Annotated in this window: 19 protein-coding genes; 11 read left to right on the forward strand and 8 right to left on the reverse strand. The window is 36.3% G+C overall.

Annotated elements, in window-relative coordinates:
* The first annotated feature begins 1 nt into the window (after position 1).
* Both AC3WV0_RS10265 and AC3WV0_RS10270 read left to right on the forward strand, forming a co-directional pair.
* Positions 2-2,086, forward strand: a complete 2,085-nt coding sequence (locus AC3WV0_RS10265; RefSeq protein WP_488845993.1) for a DUF8458 domain-containing protein — start codon at positions 2-4, stop codon at positions 2,084-2,086.
* Between the two features lie 5 nt (positions 2,087-2,091).
* Positions 2,092-2,283, forward strand: coding sequence for a hypothetical protein (locus tag AC3WV0_RS10270; protein ID WP_488845994.1), 192 nt, complete (start codon positions 2,092-2,094; stop codon positions 2,281-2,283).
* Between the two features lie 64 nt (positions 2,284-2,347).
* On the opposite strand, the gene rnpA is transcribed toward AC3WV0_RS10270, so the two are convergent.
* Genes rnpA through AC3WV0_RS10285 form a run of 3 tightly spaced genes read right to left on the reverse strand, consistent with a single transcriptional unit; the run spans position 2,348 to position 4,091 of the window.
* Positions 2,348-2,722 carry a ribonuclease P protein component gene (gene rnpA, locus AC3WV0_RS10275; RefSeq protein WP_488845995.1) on the reverse strand — a complete coding sequence of 125 codons (375 nt, stop codon included), beginning with the start codon at positions 2,720-2,722 and terminating at the stop codon, positions 2,348-2,350.
* A gap of 24 nt (positions 2,723-2,746) precedes the next feature.
* Complete coding sequence (locus AC3WV0_RS10280) at positions 2,747-3,472, reverse strand: tRNA threonylcarbamoyladenosine dehydratase (protein WP_488845996.1); 726 nt, start codon at positions 3,470-3,472, stop codon at positions 2,747-2,749.
* The gene (locus tag AC3WV0_RS10285) at positions 3,465-4,091 is read right to left on the reverse strand and encodes a TatD family hydrolase (protein ID WP_488845997.1); all 627 of its coding nucleotides are present in this window, start codon (positions 4,089-4,091) and stop codon (positions 3,465-3,467) included. Before AC3WV0_RS10285 ends, AC3WV0_RS10280 begins: the two co-directional genes overlap by 8 nt.
* A gap of 97 nt (positions 4,092-4,188) precedes the next feature.
* Between AC3WV0_RS10285 and AC3WV0_RS10290 the strand changes: the two genes are divergently transcribed.
* The 8 genes from AC3WV0_RS10290 (at position 4,189) to AC3WV0_RS10325 (ending at position 12,715) form a co-directional block, all read left to right on the forward strand.
* Entirely contained in the window at positions 4,189-4,818 is a 630-nt protein-coding gene (locus tag AC3WV0_RS10290) for a TetR/AcrR family transcriptional regulator (protein WP_248389542.1), read from the forward strand.
* Positions 4,819-4,921: 103 nt separating this feature from the next.
* Positions 4,922-5,917 carry an outer membrane protein assembly factor BamD gene (locus tag AC3WV0_RS10295; protein WP_488845998.1) on the forward strand — a complete coding sequence of 332 codons (996 nt, stop codon included), beginning with the start codon at positions 4,922-4,924 and terminating at the stop codon, positions 5,915-5,917.
* Between the two features lie 41 nt (positions 5,918-5,958).
* Positions 5,959-6,282 (forward strand): DNA-directed RNA polymerase subunit omega, encoded by a 324-nt coding sequence (locus AC3WV0_RS10300; protein WP_029298198.1) that lies wholly within the window; start codon positions 5,959-5,961, stop codon positions 6,280-6,282.
* A gap of 120 nt (positions 6,283-6,402) precedes the next feature.
* On the forward strand, positions 6,403-7,605 hold the full coding sequence (gene coaBC / locus AC3WV0_RS10305) for a bifunctional phosphopantothenoylcysteine decarboxylase/phosphopantothenate--cysteine ligase CoaBC (RefSeq protein WP_488845999.1): 1,203 nt from the start codon (positions 6,403-6,405) through the stop codon (positions 7,603-7,605).
* Positions 7,606-7,641: 36 nt separating this feature from the next.
* Positions 7,642-8,550, forward strand: a complete 909-nt coding sequence (porD, locus tag AC3WV0_RS10310) for a type IX secretion system protein PorD (RefSeq protein ID WP_488846000.1) — start codon at positions 7,642-7,644, stop codon at positions 8,548-8,550.
* Between the two features lie 64 nt (positions 8,551-8,614).
* Complete coding sequence (locus tag AC3WV0_RS10315; protein ID WP_488846001.1) at positions 8,615-10,264, forward strand: DNA repair protein RecN; 1,650 nt, start codon at positions 8,615-8,617, stop codon at positions 10,262-10,264.
* A gap of 239 nt (positions 10,265-10,503) precedes the next feature.
* Positions 10,504-11,970, forward strand: coding sequence for a DUF5687 family protein (locus AC3WV0_RS10320; protein WP_488846002.1), 1,467 nt, complete (start codon positions 10,504-10,506; stop codon positions 11,968-11,970).
* Between the two features lies 1 nt (position 11,971).
* On the forward strand, positions 11,972-12,715 hold the full coding sequence (locus AC3WV0_RS10325) for an ABC transporter ATP-binding protein (RefSeq protein ID WP_090000070.1): 744 nt from the start codon (positions 11,972-11,974) through the stop codon (positions 12,713-12,715).
* 113 nt (positions 12,716-12,828) lie between these two features.
* On the opposite strand, the gene AC3WV0_RS10330 is transcribed toward AC3WV0_RS10325, so the two are convergent.
* The 5 genes from AC3WV0_RS10330 to hemA form a co-directional block, all read right to left on the reverse strand.
* Positions 12,829-13,035 (reverse strand): hypothetical protein, encoded by a 207-nt coding sequence (locus tag AC3WV0_RS10330; protein ID WP_488846003.1) that lies wholly within the window; start codon positions 13,033-13,035, stop codon positions 12,829-12,831.
* A 400-nt stretch (positions 13,036-13,435) separates the two neighbouring features.
* Entirely contained in the window at positions 13,436-14,467 is a 1,032-nt protein-coding gene (hemE, locus tag AC3WV0_RS10335) for a uroporphyrinogen decarboxylase (RefSeq protein ID WP_488846004.1), read from the reverse strand.
* A 38-nt stretch (positions 14,468-14,505) separates the two neighbouring features.
* Positions 14,506-15,189, reverse strand: a complete 684-nt coding sequence (locus AC3WV0_RS10340) for a uroporphyrinogen-III synthase (RefSeq protein WP_488846005.1) — start codon at positions 15,187-15,189, stop codon at positions 14,506-14,508.
* Between the two features lie 36 nt (positions 15,190-15,225).
* Positions 15,226-16,134 carry a hydroxymethylbilane synthase gene (gene hemC / locus AC3WV0_RS10345; protein ID WP_488846006.1) on the reverse strand — a complete coding sequence of 303 codons (909 nt, stop codon included), beginning with the start codon at positions 16,132-16,134 and terminating at the stop codon, positions 15,226-15,228.
* Positions 16,121-17,395 (reverse strand): glutamyl-tRNA reductase, encoded by a 1,275-nt coding sequence (gene hemA / locus AC3WV0_RS10350; protein WP_090000065.1) that lies wholly within the window; start codon positions 17,393-17,395, stop codon positions 16,121-16,123. Before hemA ends, hemC begins: the two co-directional genes overlap by 14 nt.
* Before the next feature lie 369 nt (positions 17,396-17,764).
* Here hemA and AC3WV0_RS10355 point away from each other — a divergent pair, with 369 nt between their 5' ends.
* On the forward strand, positions 17,765-18,790 hold the full coding sequence (locus AC3WV0_RS10355) for a rod shape-determining protein (RefSeq protein ID WP_027381028.1): 1,026 nt from the start codon (positions 17,765-17,767) through the stop codon (positions 18,788-18,790).

Consider the following 18,790-nt stretch of genomic DNA (forward strand, 5'->3'; position numbering starts at 1 on the left):
GATGAATCATAGAGTTTTAGAATTATTAAAGACCCCAAAAAGCATTCAGTCAGAGGATCTCCATCTTCTGGAAGAGGAAATTAATTCTTTTCCCTATATTCAAAATATCAGAGCATTATATTTGTACGGGGTGCATTTGTATGATAAAGATAATTATCAGAAAGTGCTTTCCACTACCGCGGCTTATACCACAGATAAAAAGATTCTGTATCAGCTTATCAATGGAAAAATTCAGCAAAAAACGCAAGTTGAAAGTCCTTCTGAGGCTGTAAAGGAAAAAATAATACCGGCCGAAAATCCGCTTCAGCTTTTACTGAGGTCTAAAGCTTCGGCATTCCCGCTAAAAAGAGAAGAAACTCCGGTTGATGTTCCAATTGTTGATGCAGAGCCTGAAATTGTTGAAAAGCAAACGCAGCTTATCAGCGATCAGGAAAGCTTTGGTGTAGCTCCTGTTCCGAAACTTGAAGCGAAAGAGGTTTTTGTAAATGGAGAGCGGAACAGAATTTTATTTGAAGGCGAAGAAGATTTTCTTGAAAATGACGATGTGGAAACCATTGACCTCGAATCAACATTAGAATCTGGTTCTATCATCACATACAAAGCAGAGAAAAAAGAACAGTCTCAAATCTACGATAAAGAAGTTCCGGAGCAAAAAGAAGCCGAAAACGCCGAAAATTTCATTTCTGAAACAATTATCGAAGAAGAAAAAATCACTCAGGAAGCGGAAAAAGAAGAGGTGTCAGATTCGTCAGAATTAAGCTTTCACGAAACAGAAACTTTCCTTCCTGATGTTCTGATATCATCAGATGAAGAGCAGGAAAAAGTCCAGGAAGATGAAAATTCCTCTTTAGAGAAAGCTGAAGAAACTGCGGATTTTACGCATGAAAAAATCATTCATGAAGATGAAATTTCATCAAAAGAAGAGGAATCAGTTAATAATGAAGCAGAATTAAGCTTCCACGGTATGGAATCATTTCTTCCTGAAGTTAAAATTGAGGCAAATAAAGCTGAAGAAAGAATAGCTGAAATTTCTCAACCTAATGTCAGCAAGCATGAGGACGAAATGCGCAGACTGATCGAAGAGGTCGAAAGAAAGATGAAAGAAAAAGCGGCTTCTGAAAAAACTGAAAAGCGGGAGGAACCGGAAAACACAGGACATGATATCAGCTTTGCGGAAACTCAAAGTTTTGAAGTTAAACCTCAGCCAGAAGTTGAAGAAGAAGCTGGAGAAGTCAATGCCGAAACTGATGTACAGGCTGAAACTTCTGAAGAATTAAAAGAAGAGCCGGCAGAAAATAAGGAGAATATCGAAGAAAAAGCTGAAGTACATTCTGCATGGAAGCCCATGTCATTTGAATCCAACCTTCCTGACTCTTTACTGAATAAATCAGAAGAAATTAAAAGTCCTGAGGCAGATATTCCATTAAAGGAAACGATCGCAGAGGAAATTAAAGATGAACCAAAAGAAGAAGCTGTATCCGAACCGGAACAAATTTCTGAACCGGCGAAACAAGCTACTGAAATTATAGAACCGTCCGAAAATAATCATACTGAAGAAAAACAGCAGGAAGCACAGGACGAGAACAAGGAAGAAGCGCCGGTAATGAATGTTTCATTCTTTGGTTCCGGGTGGACAATCGCTCAGCCCGAGAAACAGCAGGAAATTCATCACCAAGAAGAAAAAACGGATTCTGAATCAGAGAATGTTGTTGAAGAGCAGAAATCAACTACGCTTGATAGCAATATTCCCGGGTTTATCAACACTTGGCAGAGTTGGCTGAAGATCGACCGATCAGAAGGAGTTCAAAAAGAGAAAGCCGAAATCAAAAATAAGGTGATCGAAACTTTTATTGAAACCAACCCGAAAATCAGTCAGCTGAAAGAGGAAAGCAATTTTGTGGTAAAGGAAAAAGGTGATGATATTTCACATTTGATGACGGAAACACTGGCCAATTTATACTTTGAGCAAAAACTTTACACCAAAGCGATCAAAGCATTCGAAATTTTAATTAAAAAAACGCCTGAGAAGAAAGAATATTATGAAGGAAGAATTCAGGAAATAAAGGATTTCAGGACCAAAGGATAATCACCATGAATGTACTGTCAATTACCCCTTTCCAGATTATATTCCTGTTGATGGCAATAGTAGTATTATATTTTTCCGCAATAGCGATCTTATTCAAAAACAAATCAGGATTGTTGCCTTATCTGATATTGCTGGTATTTCCGGTAATAGGACCTTTAGGAATTGTTCTGGGAAATTATACTAAGAAAATAAAATAAAAACGGGCGGAAATTTTTCCGCCTGTTTTTATTTTTTATAATGTGTACTCCTTAAGAATACTGATTATGACTTTTTCTGGCCTTGGCATAGTTTGATAAACTGCTCTTCAACATCCTGAAACTTTTCCGGCATTTCAGAAGATGCCCAAAAAAGCATCGCCATTGTTTTATCTCCGAAAGCTTCCCTAAAGAAGTTTTTATTCAAACGGTAGCATTCCCGCAAAAGCCTTTTTATGCGGTTTCTATGGATGGCTTTTTTGAAATATTTCTTTGAAACCGAAACTGCAAATTTTGTGCTTTCAACAGGGGTTGCGGGTTTGTCTTTAAGGATAATGATTCTCAGATTCCCATTTGTTCTCCATTTACCTTTTTCAAAAAGTAAAGAAATTTCAGTATTTTTCTTGAGTTTTTCGGCTTTGGGATATTTGAAGTTTGTCATTTACGACGTAAATATAAGAGAATTTTAATCTTTTTTCACTAAATAATTAATAACTTCCGCCGCCGCATACAACCCGAAAATAGCAGGAATAAAGCTGATTGTTCCGTAAAATGATTTTTTAAAATTACTTCCGTCAGTCATTTTAAGGCTTTCCTCCTTCTGTATTTCATTAGAAAAAACGCATCGGATTCCTTTATTAATCTTTTCTTTTTTAAGTCTTTTTCGGACCTGTTTCGCCAGGAAGCAATTGTGGGTTTTGCTGACATCTCTTACCATCACCATGCTGGGATCTGTTTTCCCTCCCGCTCCCATAGAGCTTACCACTTTTATTTTTCTTCTTCGGGCGGCAATTAATAAGGTCAGTTTTGGAGTTACACTGTCAATACAGTCAAGAATATAGTCAAATTTCCCTTCATCAAGGATCTGGTCCATTCTTTCAGGATTCAGAAACTCATTGATTTTGGTTAAATTTAATTCAGGATTAATATCCAAAAGTCTTTCCGCTACCACTTCCACCTTATGCTTTCCTACGGTTGAATGTAAAGCGGGTAATTGTCTGTTGATGTTGGTAATATCCACCGTATCGCCGTCTACGATTGTCATATTCCCGACTCCGGCTCTTGCAAGGAATTCTGCAGCAAAAGATCCTACACCTCCTAAACCTACTACAAGAACATTTGCTTTACCAAGCTTCCCGAGGCCTTCTTCCTTGATCAGAAGCTCCGTTCTTTCCAACCAGTATTTATCCATTTTTTATTGTCTCTAAATTTTCTAAAATCTGTATGTTTAAACTTTCTAAAGAAATTCCTTTCAGTTCCGAAACTTTTAAATACAGTTCTCTGATATCGAAATCATCATTGTCGGTCTCTAAAAAGATCTTATCTAAAGGAGTAATTTTCAAAGTATTTTGCAAAGATAAATTATACAAAACCGCTTTTCCAAAACTCAGGTAAAAATTATTTTTAAGCAGATCTCTTGCAATGCTTTCTTTTTTATTAAATCCATGAATGATCATCGGCTGTTCTGCATGTTTTTTGAAAGAAATTACTTCATAAAATTTTCTTACGCAATGAATAATGATGGGCTTTTTAACTTCATTGGCGAATTTTATCTGTCTTAAAAATACTTCCTCCTGAATTTCCTGTTGAACATCTACAAATGAATCCAGACCGCATTCTCCGATTGCCACGCATTTCTCAGTAATGTTAGATTCCAGCCATTGAAATTGTTTTTCGATCGCAGAGGAGTCAATGTCTTTTGGGTGAATTCCTATGGAATAAGGAGCTTCTGCCGGAATGCCCTGCCAGTCGAGATTATAGATTCCAAAGGAAACATTTTTCTTATGATGATGAAAATCAAAAAAATCCATATTCAAAAATACTATTAATTTAGATTTAATGTAAAATTCTTAAACGAACGTTTATAAATCTGTTAAAAATTTCTTAACTTTACTAAAAGTGCACTACATGAAGAAAAAATTTACTGAAAAACAGATACACATTTTAGACATTGCAGAAGAGCTGATTGCCAAGAAAGGTTATGAGGGTACATCGGTGAGAGATATTTGTTCTAAAGCTAATATCAACGTTGCGATGATCTCCTATTACTTTGGTTCCAAAGAAAAAATGATGTCTTATCTTTACCAGTACCGGGTATTGAAGACAAGGGAAAATTTTTCAGAATTTGCAGATACCATTAAGGAAGGAAAGCCGGAAATGCAGATGAAAGAAATTATTAAATATATTGTAGCTCAGTTATTTAAATATAATTATTTTCACGGTTTTGTTACGCAGGAACTTCGTCATACCGAAAATCTTAAAGACGAATTAATGGATTTCTACCAGTTATTCGTTAAAAAGCTGGACGAAGTTATCAAAAAAGGTGTCACTTCTGGAGTTTTTACTTTTACTCCCAAACCGGAAGATATTTTAACAACTATTATTGGTTCTACTTTATTTGTTATTCGAAACAGAAATTTTTACGAGTTGTATGTTCCTAACAAAAGCGAGGAAACCTATTCTAAAGAAGCCGAAAAGAAAGTAAGAATGAATCTATTAATGAGTGTTTTTGCAATTTTGGGATACGCAGCAGACTAAAATTACGTTAAATAATCATAAAAAAAAATCTATTGACAAAAAAGTTATATTTTTGCAAATTAGTATATCGGCTGTATAATCCGAAAACTGTTGAATTTTTTATATGAAAAAATATATTTTAGGTCTTTTTGCTGTAGCTGTAGTCGCATCATGCGTGAGCAAGCAGGAAAAAGCAATGAAAAGTGCGGATAAAAACCTCATCTTAAAAACCGCTAATGAAAATTTTGCCAAAAAGAAATGGAAAAATGCGTTGGCGCTTTATGACAGACTTACCAATTTGGTAGCCGGAACGGATGATTTTCCCAATGTTGCCTTTAATACAGCGTATGCGAACTATTATGATAAAAACTTCAGGCTGGCAGGGAATCAATTCAAAAATTTTTCGGTGAATTTTCCTAAAGATCCGAGAGCAGAAGAAGCAGCTTATATGGCGGCCTTATGTTACTATGAAGGATCTATGGATTATAACCTGGATCAGTCTACAACACAGTCGGCGATCGCACAGCTTCAGGAGTTTTTAAATAATTACCCGAATTCTGAAAGAGCCAAAAATATCAACACCCTGATTGATGAGCTATCTTATAAGCTGGAATTCAAAGCTTATGAAAACGCAAAACAGTATTACAAAATGGGTGAATACAAGGCTGCAAACGTAGCTTTTGAAAACGTTTTGGAAGATTTTCCAAGTACGAAACTTCGTCCTCAGATTTATGATTATATCTTAAAATCACGCTATGAGCTTGCTAATAAATCGGTTTATGATCTTAAAGATGAACGTATTGAAAGCGCATTAGCCTTTACAAGGCAGGTTGAAAAAGAAATGCCGAATACCGATCTTGCCAAAACAGCAGTAGATATCAGACAAAAGCTGGAAAAGGAAAAGAAAGATTTTGTAGTTGTTAAAAAGCAGACCGAAGCAAAAATTGCCGCTCTTACAGAAAGACAGAAGAAGCTGGAAGCCCAGAATGCGGAAAAGGCAAAAACAGAGCAGCAAATGAAAGATCAGGTAGATGCAGAGAAAAAAGCAACCCAGATCCGTAGAGATAGTGCAGCGATTAATACACCTCCGCCGGCGGCCACTTTCAAAATTCAAAGATAATTCGTAAATTTGCGAACTTAAATAAAAATAATATTCTCAAAATGAGTGTAAAAGATACAAAAGCAGAAGTAAATACCATTACTTACGATAAGGATAAGATTGAAGACAAAGTAGGCTCAATCTACGAAGCGATTGTTATCATGGGAAAAAGAGCAGAGCAGATCAATGCTGAAATCCGTACGGAACTTCACAATAAGCTTGATGAGTTTGCAGTTCACAATTCCACATTAGAAGAAGTTTTCGAAAACAGAGAGCAGATCGAAATCTCAAAGCATTATGAAAAACTTCCGAAGCCAACTTCTATCGCAATTGAAGAATGGCTGAACGGAGATGTTTACTTCAGAAAAACTGAAGAGAGAAAATAAAAATCAATGTGTTTTTTATATATAAAGGTCATAAAGGAAATCTTTTCTTTATGACCTTTGTTGTTTGAACAGGTTTGTGAGAAAAAATAAGTAATTTAGTATTCTTAAAATTAAAATTGAATGAGTCTTTCCGGCAAAAAAATTCTCATTGCGGTTTCCGGAGGAATTGCAGCCTACAAAATCCACTTTCTCATCAGAGATTTTATTAAAAAGGGAGCTGAAGTACAGGTAATTATGACTCCTGATGCAGAACAGTTTGTGACTAAACTTAGTATTTCTACATTGTCTAAAAAACCGGTATACACAGATTTTTATGGAGACAACGGAACCTGGAACAGTCACGTAGAACTGGCTTTATGGGCAGACATAATGCTTTTTGCGCCGTGCACGGCAAATACATTATCCAAAATGGTTCACGGAATGTGTGATAACCTGGTGATTGCAACCTATATGTCTGCGAAATGCCCTGTTTTTATCGCTCCTGCGATGGATCTGGATATGTATGCGCATCCATCCACCAAAAGAAATATTGAGATGGCGGAAAGTTTTGGACATGTCATTATTCCTGCAGAAAACGGAGAACTGGCAAGCGGACTGATCGGGCAAGGAAGAATGTCTGAGCCTGAAACAATAGCTAAAGCTGTTGAAGATTTTTTTGATTCAGATACTAAAAAAACACTTGAAGGAAAAACGGTTTTAATTACAGCCGGACCAACATATGAAGCCATTGACCCTGTACGGTTTATCGGAAATCATTCTTCCGGGAAAATGGGATTTTCTCTGGCGGAAGAAGCTTCAAAAAGAGGAGCGAAAGTTATTTTAATTTCAGGGCCGAGTTCTGAAAAAACAAATAGTAAAAATATTGAACTTTATAAAGTAACTTCGGCAAAAGAAATGCTGGAAAAGGTTTTTGAGTTCTATGATAAAGCTGATATCGGAATTGCCAGTGCTGCTGTCGCAGATTATGCTCCGAAAGAAGTGGCTAAAGAAAAAATTAAAAAGAATGATGATCATTTAACAATTGAATTGGTGAAAAATCCTGATATTCTTAAAACGATGGGCGAGAAGAAAACACATCAGTTTTTGGTTGGTTTCGCATTGGAAACCCAGAATGAAGAAGAAAATGCAAAAGCAAAACTTGAAAAGAAAAATCTGGATATGATCGTTCTGAATTCTCTTTGCGACGAAGGGGCAGGATTCAAAAACGAAACCAATAAAATAAAAATATTTACCCCAACGGAAAAGAAAGAATTTGAGCTTAAATCAAAAGATGAGGTCGCAAAAGATATTTTGGATTTCGTTGAGACTCAACTTTTAAAATAATTTTAATAAATTTCCGTTCTCAATCTTTACTAGAAAATGAAAAAAATAATAAGCATATTTTTACTGCTGTTTTTGTTTAATCTTAGTTTTTCCCAGGAGCTGCTGGCTACCGTTCAGGTAAATTCACAGCAGTTGGGCGGAAGTAATCAGTCTGCATACAAGGCATTGGAGAAAAGTTTAAGAGACTTTATCAATAACACAAGCTGGACGGGAAAAAGACTTCAGAATTTTGAAAAAATAAAATCAAATTTTGCGATTGTTATCAGCGAAAGAGACGGAAACCGATTCAGGGGAAGCATCGTTGTACAGGCGGTGCGTCCGGTTTTTAATACTACGTATGAGTCTCCGCTTATCAACCTTCAGGATCAGAGATTTTCTTTTGATTATGTGGAAAATGAGAACCTGATTTTTAACGAAAGACAGTTTTCAGGAAAGAATTTGATTGATGTCATCAGTTTTTATGTGTATGTAATTCTTGGTATTGATGCCGATAGCTTTCAGTCGATGGCGGGAACGCAATGGTTTCAGAAAGCACAGCAGATCGCACAAAACGGAGAATCTCAGAATACATATGACGGATGGAAGCAGATCAATGAGCCAAGAAGCCGCTCTATTTTAATCAAGGAAATTTTGAGTCCGAACTGGAGCCAGCTGCGTGCAACCATTTATTCTTATCACAGAGCAGGGCTGGATAATCTTTTTAACCAAGACCAGACTGCCGCGAAGAAAGTGATATTTGATGCTTTAATGCAGTTGAAACAGTACGAAAACTCCTTTCAGCAGGCTTATTTCTTTAATCTTTTTATGGATACAAAAGCCGATGAAATTTTCAATATATTCAATTCCGGAAATAACGGAGGCATTGTGTTGGGAGATCTGAAAAACGTCATGACCATTATTTCTCCTAAAAGTACAGAGTCACGATGGAACAAGTGGAAACAGTAATCTTCACTTGAATCCTGAAATCTAAAGTTCTATATTTGCAATAGCTAAATAATCGCTATTATCAATGCTTTCGAGAATTTATATTAAAAATTTTGCCCTTATTGATACCCTTGAAGTATCATTGCACAATGGTCTGCAGGTGATCACCGGGGAAACCGGTGCCGGAAAATCTATTATTCTCGGTGCTTTGCGGTTGATTCTTGGCGAAAGAGCCGACGTAAAGTCGATCTCAAAAACGGAAGAAAAAAGCATCGTTGAAACCGAGTTTTCTTTAAACAATCAGTTTAAAAAATTCTTTATTGAAAACGATCTTGATTATGAACATCAGACAATCATCCGGAGAGAAATTTTACCTTCCGGAAAATCAAGGGCGTTTATTAATGATGTTCCGGTTACGTTGGATATTTTAAAAGAATTGTCTTCCCGGTTAATTGACATTCATTCCCAATTTGAGACTTCCAATCTTTTCACTTCTGAATATCAGTTTAAAATTATCGACGGGTTTTCGGAAAACAAACAGCTGGCGGAAGACTATCATGATGAATTTTCAGATTTTCAGAGTCAGAAAATACAGCTTAAAAAACTTCAGACACAGCTTTCAGAATCAAATAAGGAAAGTGACTATAAAGCATTTCTCCTCAATGAGCTTGAAGAGCTTCATCTGGATGATGTCGATTATGACGAGCTTCAGAACCAGCTTTCTATACAGGAGAATGCAGAAATGATTTCCGATAATCTGGCTCAGGTATTGTCAAGATTTCATCAGGAAGAAGTGGGAATTTTGTCTTTCTTCAATGAAGCTAAAAATAAACTCTCAAAAATAGCAGAAGTATCCGGCAGTTTTGCCGAACTTGATGAAAGGCTGGAAACCTCTTTTGTAGAATTAAAAGATATTATTTCCGAGCTTGAAGACGAAGCCGAAAGCATAGAAGTAAACCCGGAAAATCTTCTTTTGCTCACCGAATTGAATAATAGGATCAATGCTTTGTTTCTTAAGCATGGTGCCGGTGATCTCACAGAATTAAAAGAAATCAGAGATAAACTTGCTGGCGAGCAGCAAGGTGCTTCAGAACTGGAATCCCAGATTGCCGAGATTTCGGAAAATATTACAAAAAAAGAAAAGATACTGCAGAACCTCGCAGAAAAACTTTCGAAAAACAGGAAAAAAAGTATTCCCCTATTCATTAAAAAAGCGGAAGAAATGCTCAAAAAGCTTGGGCTTGAAAAAGCCAGAGTTGATATTGAGCTGCAAAATACTGCGGAATTTAACCAATTTGGAAAAGAAAATATTCAGTTGTTATTTCAGGCCAATTCAGGATTTCCTTTAAAGCCGATCCAGACTGCTATTTCAGGAGGTGAAAGATCCAGGGTGATGCTGGTGGTAAAGAAAATTATCGCTGAAAGTGATGAGTTGCCGACCCTTATTTTGGACGAAATTGATACAGGAGTTTCCGGGAAAGTGGCTGAAGAGATCGGGAATCTGATGCGTGAAATGTCTGCCGATATGCAGCTGATCGTTATTTCACATCTTGCTCAGGTAGCCGCGAAAGGAAATAACAACTATAAGGTCGTAAAACAAGATGTTGCCGGAAGGACTCAATCTACTATTGTTCCCCTTAACGAGGAGGAAAAGCTGAATGAAATTGCCCAATTACTTTCAGGAAGTAAAATCACGGAAGCAGCTTTAGCACAGGCTAAAGAACTGATCGGATAATTTTAGGAATAAGAAATATAATGAAGACTTCCGATGTTTCGGAGGTCTTTTTTGCTTTAAATCAGTTATATCCAACTTGTTTACTATTCTGTGAGAATTTTATATTCAAACTAAAATTTCTGGAGAAGGCGGTTGATTAAAAATAGAATAGTTTCTGATTATTGTAAAAATACATATTGATTAAGGTTAAAAATTGTAACAATTGTATCTTTACATGAACTAATGTAAAAAAGATAACTATGTTTTTAAAATTTCTAAGGTTAGAAATCAAGAGTTTTTTTCGTGGCAGTTCTTTAGGAATCAATCTGGCGATGAAGATTCTCAGGCTTATTGGGATTCTCTATTTTATGGCATGTCTGGTGGGGGGAGCATTTGGTGCCTTTTTCTATATTCAGGAAGAAATACATCAGGACCCAATTAAGATCGTTTCCCGGTTTTTAATTGCGGGCTGGGCCATTGATCTCATTATAAAGTACATCTGGCAGGAAATGCCGACTCAGAATATCAAGCCTTTTCTTACGCTGAATATTCGTAAGAAAACGCTGGTGAACTATATGTTTGTAAAGACGTTTTTATCTGCGTTCAGCTGGCTGAATTCCCTGTTTTTCATTACTTTTTCCATTATTGCGATATTTAACGGATATGATGCAGCCGGTATTATAGGTTGGTTTATCGGAGTTTCTTTATTGTTTTATCTGAATAATTTCATCAATATTCTTTTTAATGACAAGGAAACGGTTGCTATCGGCGTAGGCTCAGTAATTGTAGTGGTTGCCGTACTTACTTATTACAACATTATTCCTACATTGGAATATTCCGAAAAGGTGTTTTATAATTTTTATAACAGGCCTTACTTTGCTGTTGTTCCCGCAATACTGTTTATTGCTTTATGGAAAATCTGCTTTAATCACATCCGAAAAGTATTTTATCTTGACGAAGGGCTTGAAGCAAAGAAAACGGTTGGAAAGACTGAAAATATTGCTTTCCTTAACAAATACGGTGCGATCGGAACGTTTATCAATAACGATATCAAAATGCTGAAGAGAAATAAAGTCACGAAAGGAATTCTTTGGGGAAGTCTTTTATTTCTTTTCTATGGAATGCTGATGTTTACTTCGCCTATTTATAAAACACCCGCCATGATGATGTTTATGGGACTTTTTGTGACAGGAGGATTCCAGTTTTTGTTTGGACAAAGGGTTCCGGCATTCGACAGTTCTTATTATCCGCTGATGATGACGCTGAATGTCCCTTATAAAGAATATTTAAAAGCAAAATGGTGGCTGATGAATATTGTGACCGGAGTTTCAATGATCCTGGCAATCTGCTATGCCTATTTCGGTTGGGAAATGTACCTTACGTTTTTCGCGGCAGGAATTTATAATATCGGGGTCAATTCACAATTTACCCTTTGGTCCGGGGCTTTCAACAAAATGCAGATCGATCTTAACTCTAAAGAAAAAAGGTTTGGACAAAAAAATAGTTTCAATCTGAAATCTCTTCTCCTCCTCATTCCTAAAATGTTTTTGCCGATGGTCGTATTTGCGATCGTAAAATTTTCTTTCGGAATTGAAGCAGGCGTTTCGAGTGTGGCTATTTTAGGACTGCTCGGGTTTTTATTGAGAGAAAAAATCTTCGATATTATTGTTAAACATTATAAGGTAGAAAAATACAGTACACTGGAAGCATTCAAAAACAAAGACTAATATGATTACAATACAGAATTTATCAAAAACATACGGTAAAGCAACCGTTTTAAATATAGAGCATCTTGAAATTCCTAATGGCGAAACCTTCGGACTTGTAGGGAATAACGGAGCAGGAAAAACAACATTATTCAGTCTGATGCTTGATCTCATTCAGGCAACAACAGGATTTGTAAGCATCGACGGAATTAAAGTCAACGAATCTGAAGCATGGAAAAATAAAGTTTCCGCTTTTGTAGATGACTCTTTCCTTATTGGTTACCTGACTCCCGAGGAGTATTTCTACTTCATCGGTGAATTGAGAGGACAGAATAAAGCTTCTGTAGACGAATTTCTAAAACAGTTCTACGATCTTTTTAATGGAGAGATTTTAAACTCCGGTAAATATGTACGCGACCTTTCAAAAGGAAATCAGAAAAAAGTAGGAATCGTAGGAGCTATTTTAGGTAATCCGGAGATTATTATCCTGGATGAGCCTTTTGCCAATCTGGATCCTTCAACACAGATTAAGCTGAAAAATCTTATTAAAGAACTTTCAAAACAGGACGGTGTGACATTCCTGATTTCCAGCCACGACCTTTCTCATACAACAGAAGTATGCAACCGGATTGTTGTAGTAAATAAAGGACAACTCGTAAAAGATATCCAAACCAATCCTGAGACATTGAGAGAATTGGAACAGTATTTCGCAGATCAGATTTCAAAGCCTGCGGAAACAGTTACTGTAAGTGATAATTCAAATTAAAACTTCATTATAAAGTAAAAAACACCCTTTCAAGCATTGAAGGGTGTTTTATTTTTCTCTTTTGATTTTTTATAATTCTTTGGAAAATTCTGACCATACTACTTGATATTCCATTAATATTTTGAAAGCAGTTCAGCTGTCGTTTTGAATTGATTTACCCTGTTTTCAGATATTCTGTATACAAGAACCGTTTTTATAGAGGAAAAATCAATGATTTTTGCATTAAAAATAAACTTAAGATATGCTTTTGTATATCTTAAGCTCATTTTACTATACTTTAAGTATGCTTTAATATACTTTAAGATTAGTCTTTTATGCATTAAGGTTAATTTTCTATACATTAAGGTTGGTTTTCTATGCATTAAGTTTGATTTTATATACTTTATGCTTATTAATTTATACATTAAATATATTTTTTCTATAAACTTGTTTAAACGAATTGCACAATTAACCGCATAAGTCACAAAAGATAACCTTAACGCAATGATTAGAACAATCAAAGCTCTCAAAAGAATAAAAATCGAAGATTTTTGAAGGCTATTGTGCCCTTTTTTCATTTACAGTCATCAACTTGAGATAAAATTGAGTTCATCTTTTGTGACTTTTGGTTATATAAAAAGTTCAAACAGTTTTATATCAAATGTATTAATATTTTAAAATTAAAATCCCTTCCGGAATTGAAAGGGATAATATTTTTTAACTTGTGAAATTTTATAAAGTTTAAATGATCGGTTTCCAATCTACCACCGCTCTGATGAATGCTTCTGCATTTTCTACCGGGATATTCGGTAAAATTCCGTGACCCAGATTGGCAATATATCGGTCTTTCCCGAAACGGTTGATCATTTCAGTCACCATTTTCTTGATTGTTTCAGGCGTTGAATGTAGTCTTGCAGGATCAAAATTTCCCTGAAGAGTCATGGTATGATTTGTCAGTGTTCGCGCAAATTCCGGAGTAATCGTCCAGTCTACACCTAATGCTGAAACCGGAGACTGTGCCATATCTTCCAGCGCAAACCAGCATCCTTTCCCGAAAACCACAACATGGGTTAGCGGACTTAATGCTTCAACAATCTGGTTAATATATTTCCATGAGAATTCCTGATAATCTGCAGGAGAAAGCATTCCTCCCCAAGAATCAAAAACCTGAACAGCAGAAACGCCTTTTTCAACTTTTCTTTTTAAATAAGCAATTGTCGTATCCGTAATCTTCTGCAGAAGAAGATGTGCCGCTTCCGGCTGTTGGAAACAGAAAGATTTGGCAATATCAAAAGCTTTACTACCTTTTCCTTCCACGCAGTAGCAAAGGATCGTCCATGGAGAACCAGCAAAACCGATCAGTGGAATTTCATTGTCTAATTTTTGTAACGTAAGTTCAATAGCATCAAAAACGTACCCTAATGTATCATTCACATCCGGAACCACAACTTGCTGAACCTGTTCCATCGTTCTGATCGGGTTGTCCAGCCATGGGCCCACGGATTCTTTCATTTTGAAATCAATTCCCATCGCCTGCGGAACAACAAGAATATCTGAAAACAGGATGGCCGCATCCAGAGGAAATCTTCTGATAGGCTGCACAGTGATATCAGAAGCCAGCTCGGGAGTCTGACATCTTGTGAAGAAATCGTATTTGTCACGTAAGGCAATGAATTCCGGCAAATATCTTCCGGCCTGTCTCATCATCCATACCGGAGGTCTTTCTACGGTTTCTCCGCGAAGCGCTTTTAAATATAGGTCGTTTTTAATCATAATCTATTAAACAGCATTGTTGCCAATGTAATTATATATCAGTCTTTGTTTAAAATTTCTTTTCGAATCAGTTTAAGAATGGATAAAAGATTGTTTCCTTCCGAGGTTAAAACTTTTTCTAAAGTATGTTTTCTGAGTTCACGGGAAGTCGTTTCTCCAATGGAAATCAGTTTCATTCCTTCAAGTGAATTCTGTTTTGCAAAACTACGAACTCCGCTCGGACTAAAAAAAACGGCAGCATGATATTTTTCATTTATCATGGGGCTGAGTTCTTCCGTTTTATAAATGATAATTTTTTTGTATTTAATATTTTGCAGCGGAAGGTCTTTGTCAAGGACGCTTATTGCCAGATTTCCACAGAAATGAAGGAAGTTTTCGTGCTGGCATTTTGCAGCAATAAATTTAGAAAGAGTATCAGCATTTTTCAACACTTTGAAAGTTCCGAAACCATGCTTTCTTAGTTCTTTTTTTGTTTTTTCGCCGACACAGTAGATCTTGTTGTAATTTTTTGCGGTAAAATCTTCATTAGGCATAAAGCCATTTTTAAAGAATGAATCTACTCCGTTTGCGCTGGTGAAAATCAGAGATTTGTTCTTTAAATCAAAAGGTTTCACATGCGCTGGAGTTGTTTTAATTACCTCAATACAGTCGACCGCAATATCATCTCCTAATTCTCTGGATATCATATTACGGTCTATATTTTTGGTAAATAAGATTTTCATATTTAAAGCTTAAGCTTGAAGCTGGCTTATAGAAGTTTAAATCTGATTTTTAATTTCAGCCATTAATTCCTTTCCTCCGTTTTCTAAAACAACGTTAGCAAACTTCTTTCCGAAGTTTTCTTCTTCGTTATAGATGAAATTTTCATCAGTGGCTATACAGCTTTTGCCGTCTAACGAGCAAAGTGCTGCTTTAAAACGGATCTGGTCTTCAAAAATTTCTGCAAAAGCTCCGATCGGTGCGGTACAGCCTCCTTCCAGTGTATTCAGGAAGTTTCTTTCCATTTCTACACAGATTTGAGTAGGCTTATGACTGATCATGCCCAGAATTTCATTGATTTCCTTTTTATCAGAATGGCCTGCCACGGCAATCACGCCCTGAGATGGTGCGGGAATCATGAAAGGAATCATCTCGTAATCGATGTCCATTTTCATTCTTTTGATTCCGGCTAAAGATAAAATAGTGGCGTCAAAGTCACCTTCTTCCAATTTCTTCAATCTCGTCTGAATATTTCCGCGAATGTCTGAAAACTCGGCATTAGGAAAGTTTTTCAGCCAGAAAGCTCTTCTTCTTAAACTGCTTGTGGCAAGTTTCAGTTCGTGGAATTCTTTATCTCTTGCAGATTCTTTTCGGATTAAAACATCCTGAGGATAATCCCTTTCCAGATAGGCGACAATCTCAAGGTTTTCCGGAAGATTGGTTGGCACGTCTTTCAGGGAATGTACAGCGATGTCGATCTCGTCATTTAATAATGCGATATCCAGATCTCTGGTAAAAACGCCTGTGATTCCTAAGGAATAGAGCGGCTGATGGAGATTTTTGTCTCCGGATGATACGATGGGAACAATTTCCGTTAAATAATTGCTGTTCTGAAGGTGCCGGGCAACTTCTCGAGCCTGCCAAAGTGCCAGTGCGGAATTTCTGGTTCCGATTCTAATGCTTTTCATTAAATTCGTTGTTTGGTTGTTCAACTAATATTTCGTGCATTAATTTACTAATTTCTTCGGCTTTTAACGGATTATCGATGATATATTTTGCAAAACGGTTGGTGATTTTCTGAATCATTTTGTCAGAAAGTTCCATATCCGTGATGTTTATATATTTATTTTTTTTGTAAAAATTATGCATTTCATTGCGTTCCATATTCTTTAAAACCGCTTTGAAATGATGAATATTGGGAGCCAGCTTTCTCTTTTTTTCCCACTCAAGGAAGTCTTTCATCAATTCTTTGATGATCTGTTCAGCTTTTGGGATTTCTTTCTCTCTCTGCTGAATGGTTTCCTGGATCTGCTTAGAAAGTTCGTCTACATCAATTAACGTTACATTTTTATTCTCTGTAACATCTTTATCAACATTGTTTGGAATAGAAAGATCGATTACCAAAGTTTCTTTCCCGTTCGGAAAATGAGATTTGTTAACGATAGGATGTCTCGCACCGGTAGCGACAATCAGAATGTCTGTTTGTTTCAGTTCCTGATCAAATTCTGTATAGTCAATATGAGGGATACGATATTTCTCTGAGATCTTTTCTGCCGTTTCCTGAGTTCTGTTGGCGATTTTAATTTTAGGCTGATATACGTGTTTTACAAGATTTTCAACCGTGTTTTGTCCTATTTCACCTACACCTAAAAGAAGAATATTCTTTTCGGTAAGTCTTTTCTGATTATTTAAAATATAATGAACCGCGGCATAAGAAACTGAAGCTGCTCCGTTAGAAATTCCTGTTTCGTTTTTAATTCTCTTGGAAATCTGAATAGCTGCATTAATAGCTCTTTCCAGGTAAGGATTGGAGTTCTGTCTTTCTTTTCTGAATCTGCTGTATGCTTTTTTAATCTGACCAATGATCTCAAAATCTCCGATAATCTGGCTTTCCAGTCCTGCAGCTACTCTGAAAAGGTGAATTAACGCTTCCTCTTTTGTAAGGATATTGGCAAACTGAAGGAAATCCATAAGATTTACGCCGATCGTTTTGCAGTATTCTTCGGCAACCAAAAGGTAATTCGGAGAGGTGGTGTAGATCTCGGTTCTGTTACAGGTGGAGACAACAAAGGCATCCCCTAAATCTTCATTGTGAATCCGGGTGACAAAGTTTTTAATGTTTTCATCAAAAAATGCAAATTTTCCCCTCGTTTCTACATCAGCCTTTTCATAACTAATGGAAAGTACCGCAAAATTGGACGTCTGATGTATGTTTGAATACTGTAACATAAGCGGGGCAAATTTACGTAAATTTTGATAAATGACTTTCTGAAAATATATATGATAATTATCGTAAAAAACTATTTTGGGATTATTCTAAATAGTGAAATAATGATCGTTAAAGATAAGAAGGATTGCAATAAAGTCTAAATTTTGAAAAATTGGCTGCAATACTTATTGTCATATTTCCGTCATTCTCTTTTAATCCGATGTTATCTTAAATCTGGTTTAAATCAAAGTCTGTAAATACTTAAAGTAAAAGTTAATAAGTGATTATAAATTTTAATAAAATTTTAACCAAATTATCTGCTTGTGAAATTTCTTTAGACGTCTTAAATTTATATCTTTGTAACTCTTTAAAAAATCAGAAGTAAAAGTATGAGTTTATTCGATATGTTTACGCAAGAGATTGCGATAGACTTGGGTACCGCCAACACCCTTATCATCCATAATAATAAAATTGTTATAGATCAGCCTTCGATTGTTGCTATTGAACGTTCAACAGGAAGACCGATTGCTGTTGGTGAACAGGCGAAACATATGCAGGGTAAAACTCACGAGGATATCAAAACGATTCGTCCATTGAAAGATGGGGTAATTGCGGATTTCCATGCTTCTGAACATATGATTAAAGAGTTTATCAAAAAAATTCCCGGAATTAAAGGTAAATTCATTCAGCCGGCTTTGAGAATCGTGATCTGTATTCCTTCCGGAATTACAGAAGTTGAAAAAAGAGCGGTAAGAGACTCGGCACAGAAAGTAAATGCAAAAGAAGTTCGTCTGATTTATGAACCAATGGCTGCGGCTATCGGGGTAGGAATTGACGTGCAAAAACCTGAAGGGAATATGATCATCGACATAGGTGGTGGTACTACGGAAATTGCCGTTGTTGCTTTAGGAGGTATCGTATGTGACAAATCTGTGAAAATTGCAGGTGATGTATTTACCAATGATATTGCTTATTACTTAAGAACACATCACAATCTTTATATTGGTGAAAGAACCGCAGAGAGGATCAAAATTGAAGTTGGTTCTGCTGTTGAGGATCTTGATGTTGATATTGAAGATATTCCGGTGCAGGGTAGAGACCTTATCACAGGAAAGCCGAAAGAAATCATGGTAGGATATAAAGAGATTGCAAGGGCTTTAGACAAATCGATCATCAGAATTGAAGATGCTGTAATGGAAACGCTTTCCCTTACTCCTCCGGAATTGGCCGCTGATATCTATAAAACCGGTATTTATCTTGCCGGTGGTGGCGCTTTATTGAGAGGTTTGGCGGACAGATTGCATAAAAAAACAGGTCTTCCTGTATTCGTTGCAGAAGATCCGTTAAGAGCTGTCGTTCGTGGAACGGGTATCGCCCTTAAGAATATGGATAAATTCAATTTCTTAATAAAATAA

The sequence above is a fragment of the Chryseobacterium sp. 27AL genome (assembly GCF_057815395.1).

Bases quoted from the DNA above. Each gene is read 5' to 3' on its own strand.
- AC3WV0_RS10265 (WP_488845993.1), top strand. From the start codon at position 2: ATGAATCATAGAGTTTTAGAATTATTAAAGACCCCAAAAAGCATTCAG.
- AC3WV0_RS10270 (WP_488845994.1), top strand. From the start codon at position 2,092: ATGAATGTACTGTCAATTACCCCTTTCCAGATTATATTCCTGTTGATG.
- rnpA (WP_488845995.1), bottom strand. From the start codon at position 2,722: ATGACAAACTTCAAATATCCCAAAGCCGAAAAACTCAAGAAAAATACT.
- AC3WV0_RS10280 (WP_488845996.1), bottom strand. From the start codon at position 3,472: ATGGATAAATACTGGTTGGAAAGAACGGAGCTTCTGATCAAGGAAGAA.
- AC3WV0_RS10285 (WP_488845997.1), bottom strand. From the start codon at position 4,091: ATGGATTTTTTTGATTTTCATCATCATAAGAAAAATGTTTCCTTTGGA.
- AC3WV0_RS10290 (WP_248389542.1), top strand. From the start codon at position 4,189: ATGAAGAAAAAATTTACTGAAAAACAGATACACATTTTAGACATTGCA.
- AC3WV0_RS10295 (WP_488845998.1), top strand. From the start codon at position 4,922: ATGAAAAAATATATTTTAGGTCTTTTTGCTGTAGCTGTAGTCGCATCA.
- AC3WV0_RS10300 (WP_029298198.1), top strand. From the start codon at position 5,959: ATGAGTGTAAAAGATACAAAAGCAGAAGTAAATACCATTACTTACGAT.
- coaBC (WP_488845999.1), top strand. From the start codon at position 6,403: ATGAGTCTTTCCGGCAAAAAAATTCTCATTGCGGTTTCCGGAGGAATT.
- porD (WP_488846000.1), top strand. From the start codon at position 7,642: ATGAAAAAAATAATAAGCATATTTTTACTGCTGTTTTTGTTTAATCTT.
- AC3WV0_RS10315 (WP_488846001.1), top strand. From the start codon at position 8,615: ATGCTTTCGAGAATTTATATTAAAAATTTTGCCCTTATTGATACCCTT.
- AC3WV0_RS10320 (WP_488846002.1), top strand. From the start codon at position 10,504: ATGTTTTTAAAATTTCTAAGGTTAGAAATCAAGAGTTTTTTTCGTGGC.
- AC3WV0_RS10325 (WP_090000070.1), top strand. From the start codon at position 11,972: ATGATTACAATACAGAATTTATCAAAAACATACGGTAAAGCAACCGTT.
- AC3WV0_RS10330 (WP_488846003.1), bottom strand. From the start codon at position 13,035: ATGCATAAAAGACTAATCTTAAAGTATATTAAAGCATACTTAAAGTAT.
- hemE (WP_488846004.1), bottom strand. From the start codon at position 14,467: ATGATTAAAAACGACCTATATTTAAAAGCGCTTCGCGGAGAAACCGTA.
- AC3WV0_RS10340 (WP_488846005.1), bottom strand. From the start codon at position 15,189: ATGAAAATCTTATTTACCAAAAATATAGACCGTAATATGATATCCAGA.
- hemC (WP_488846006.1), bottom strand. From the start codon at position 16,134: ATGAAAAGCATTAGAATCGGAACCAGAAATTCCGCACTGGCACTTTGG.
- hemA (WP_090000065.1), bottom strand. From the start codon at position 17,395: ATGTTACAGTATTCAAACATACATCAGACGTCCAATTTTGCGGTACTT.
- AC3WV0_RS10355 (WP_027381028.1), top strand. From the start codon at position 17,765: ATGAGTTTATTCGATATGTTTACGCAAGAGATTGCGATAGACTTGGGT.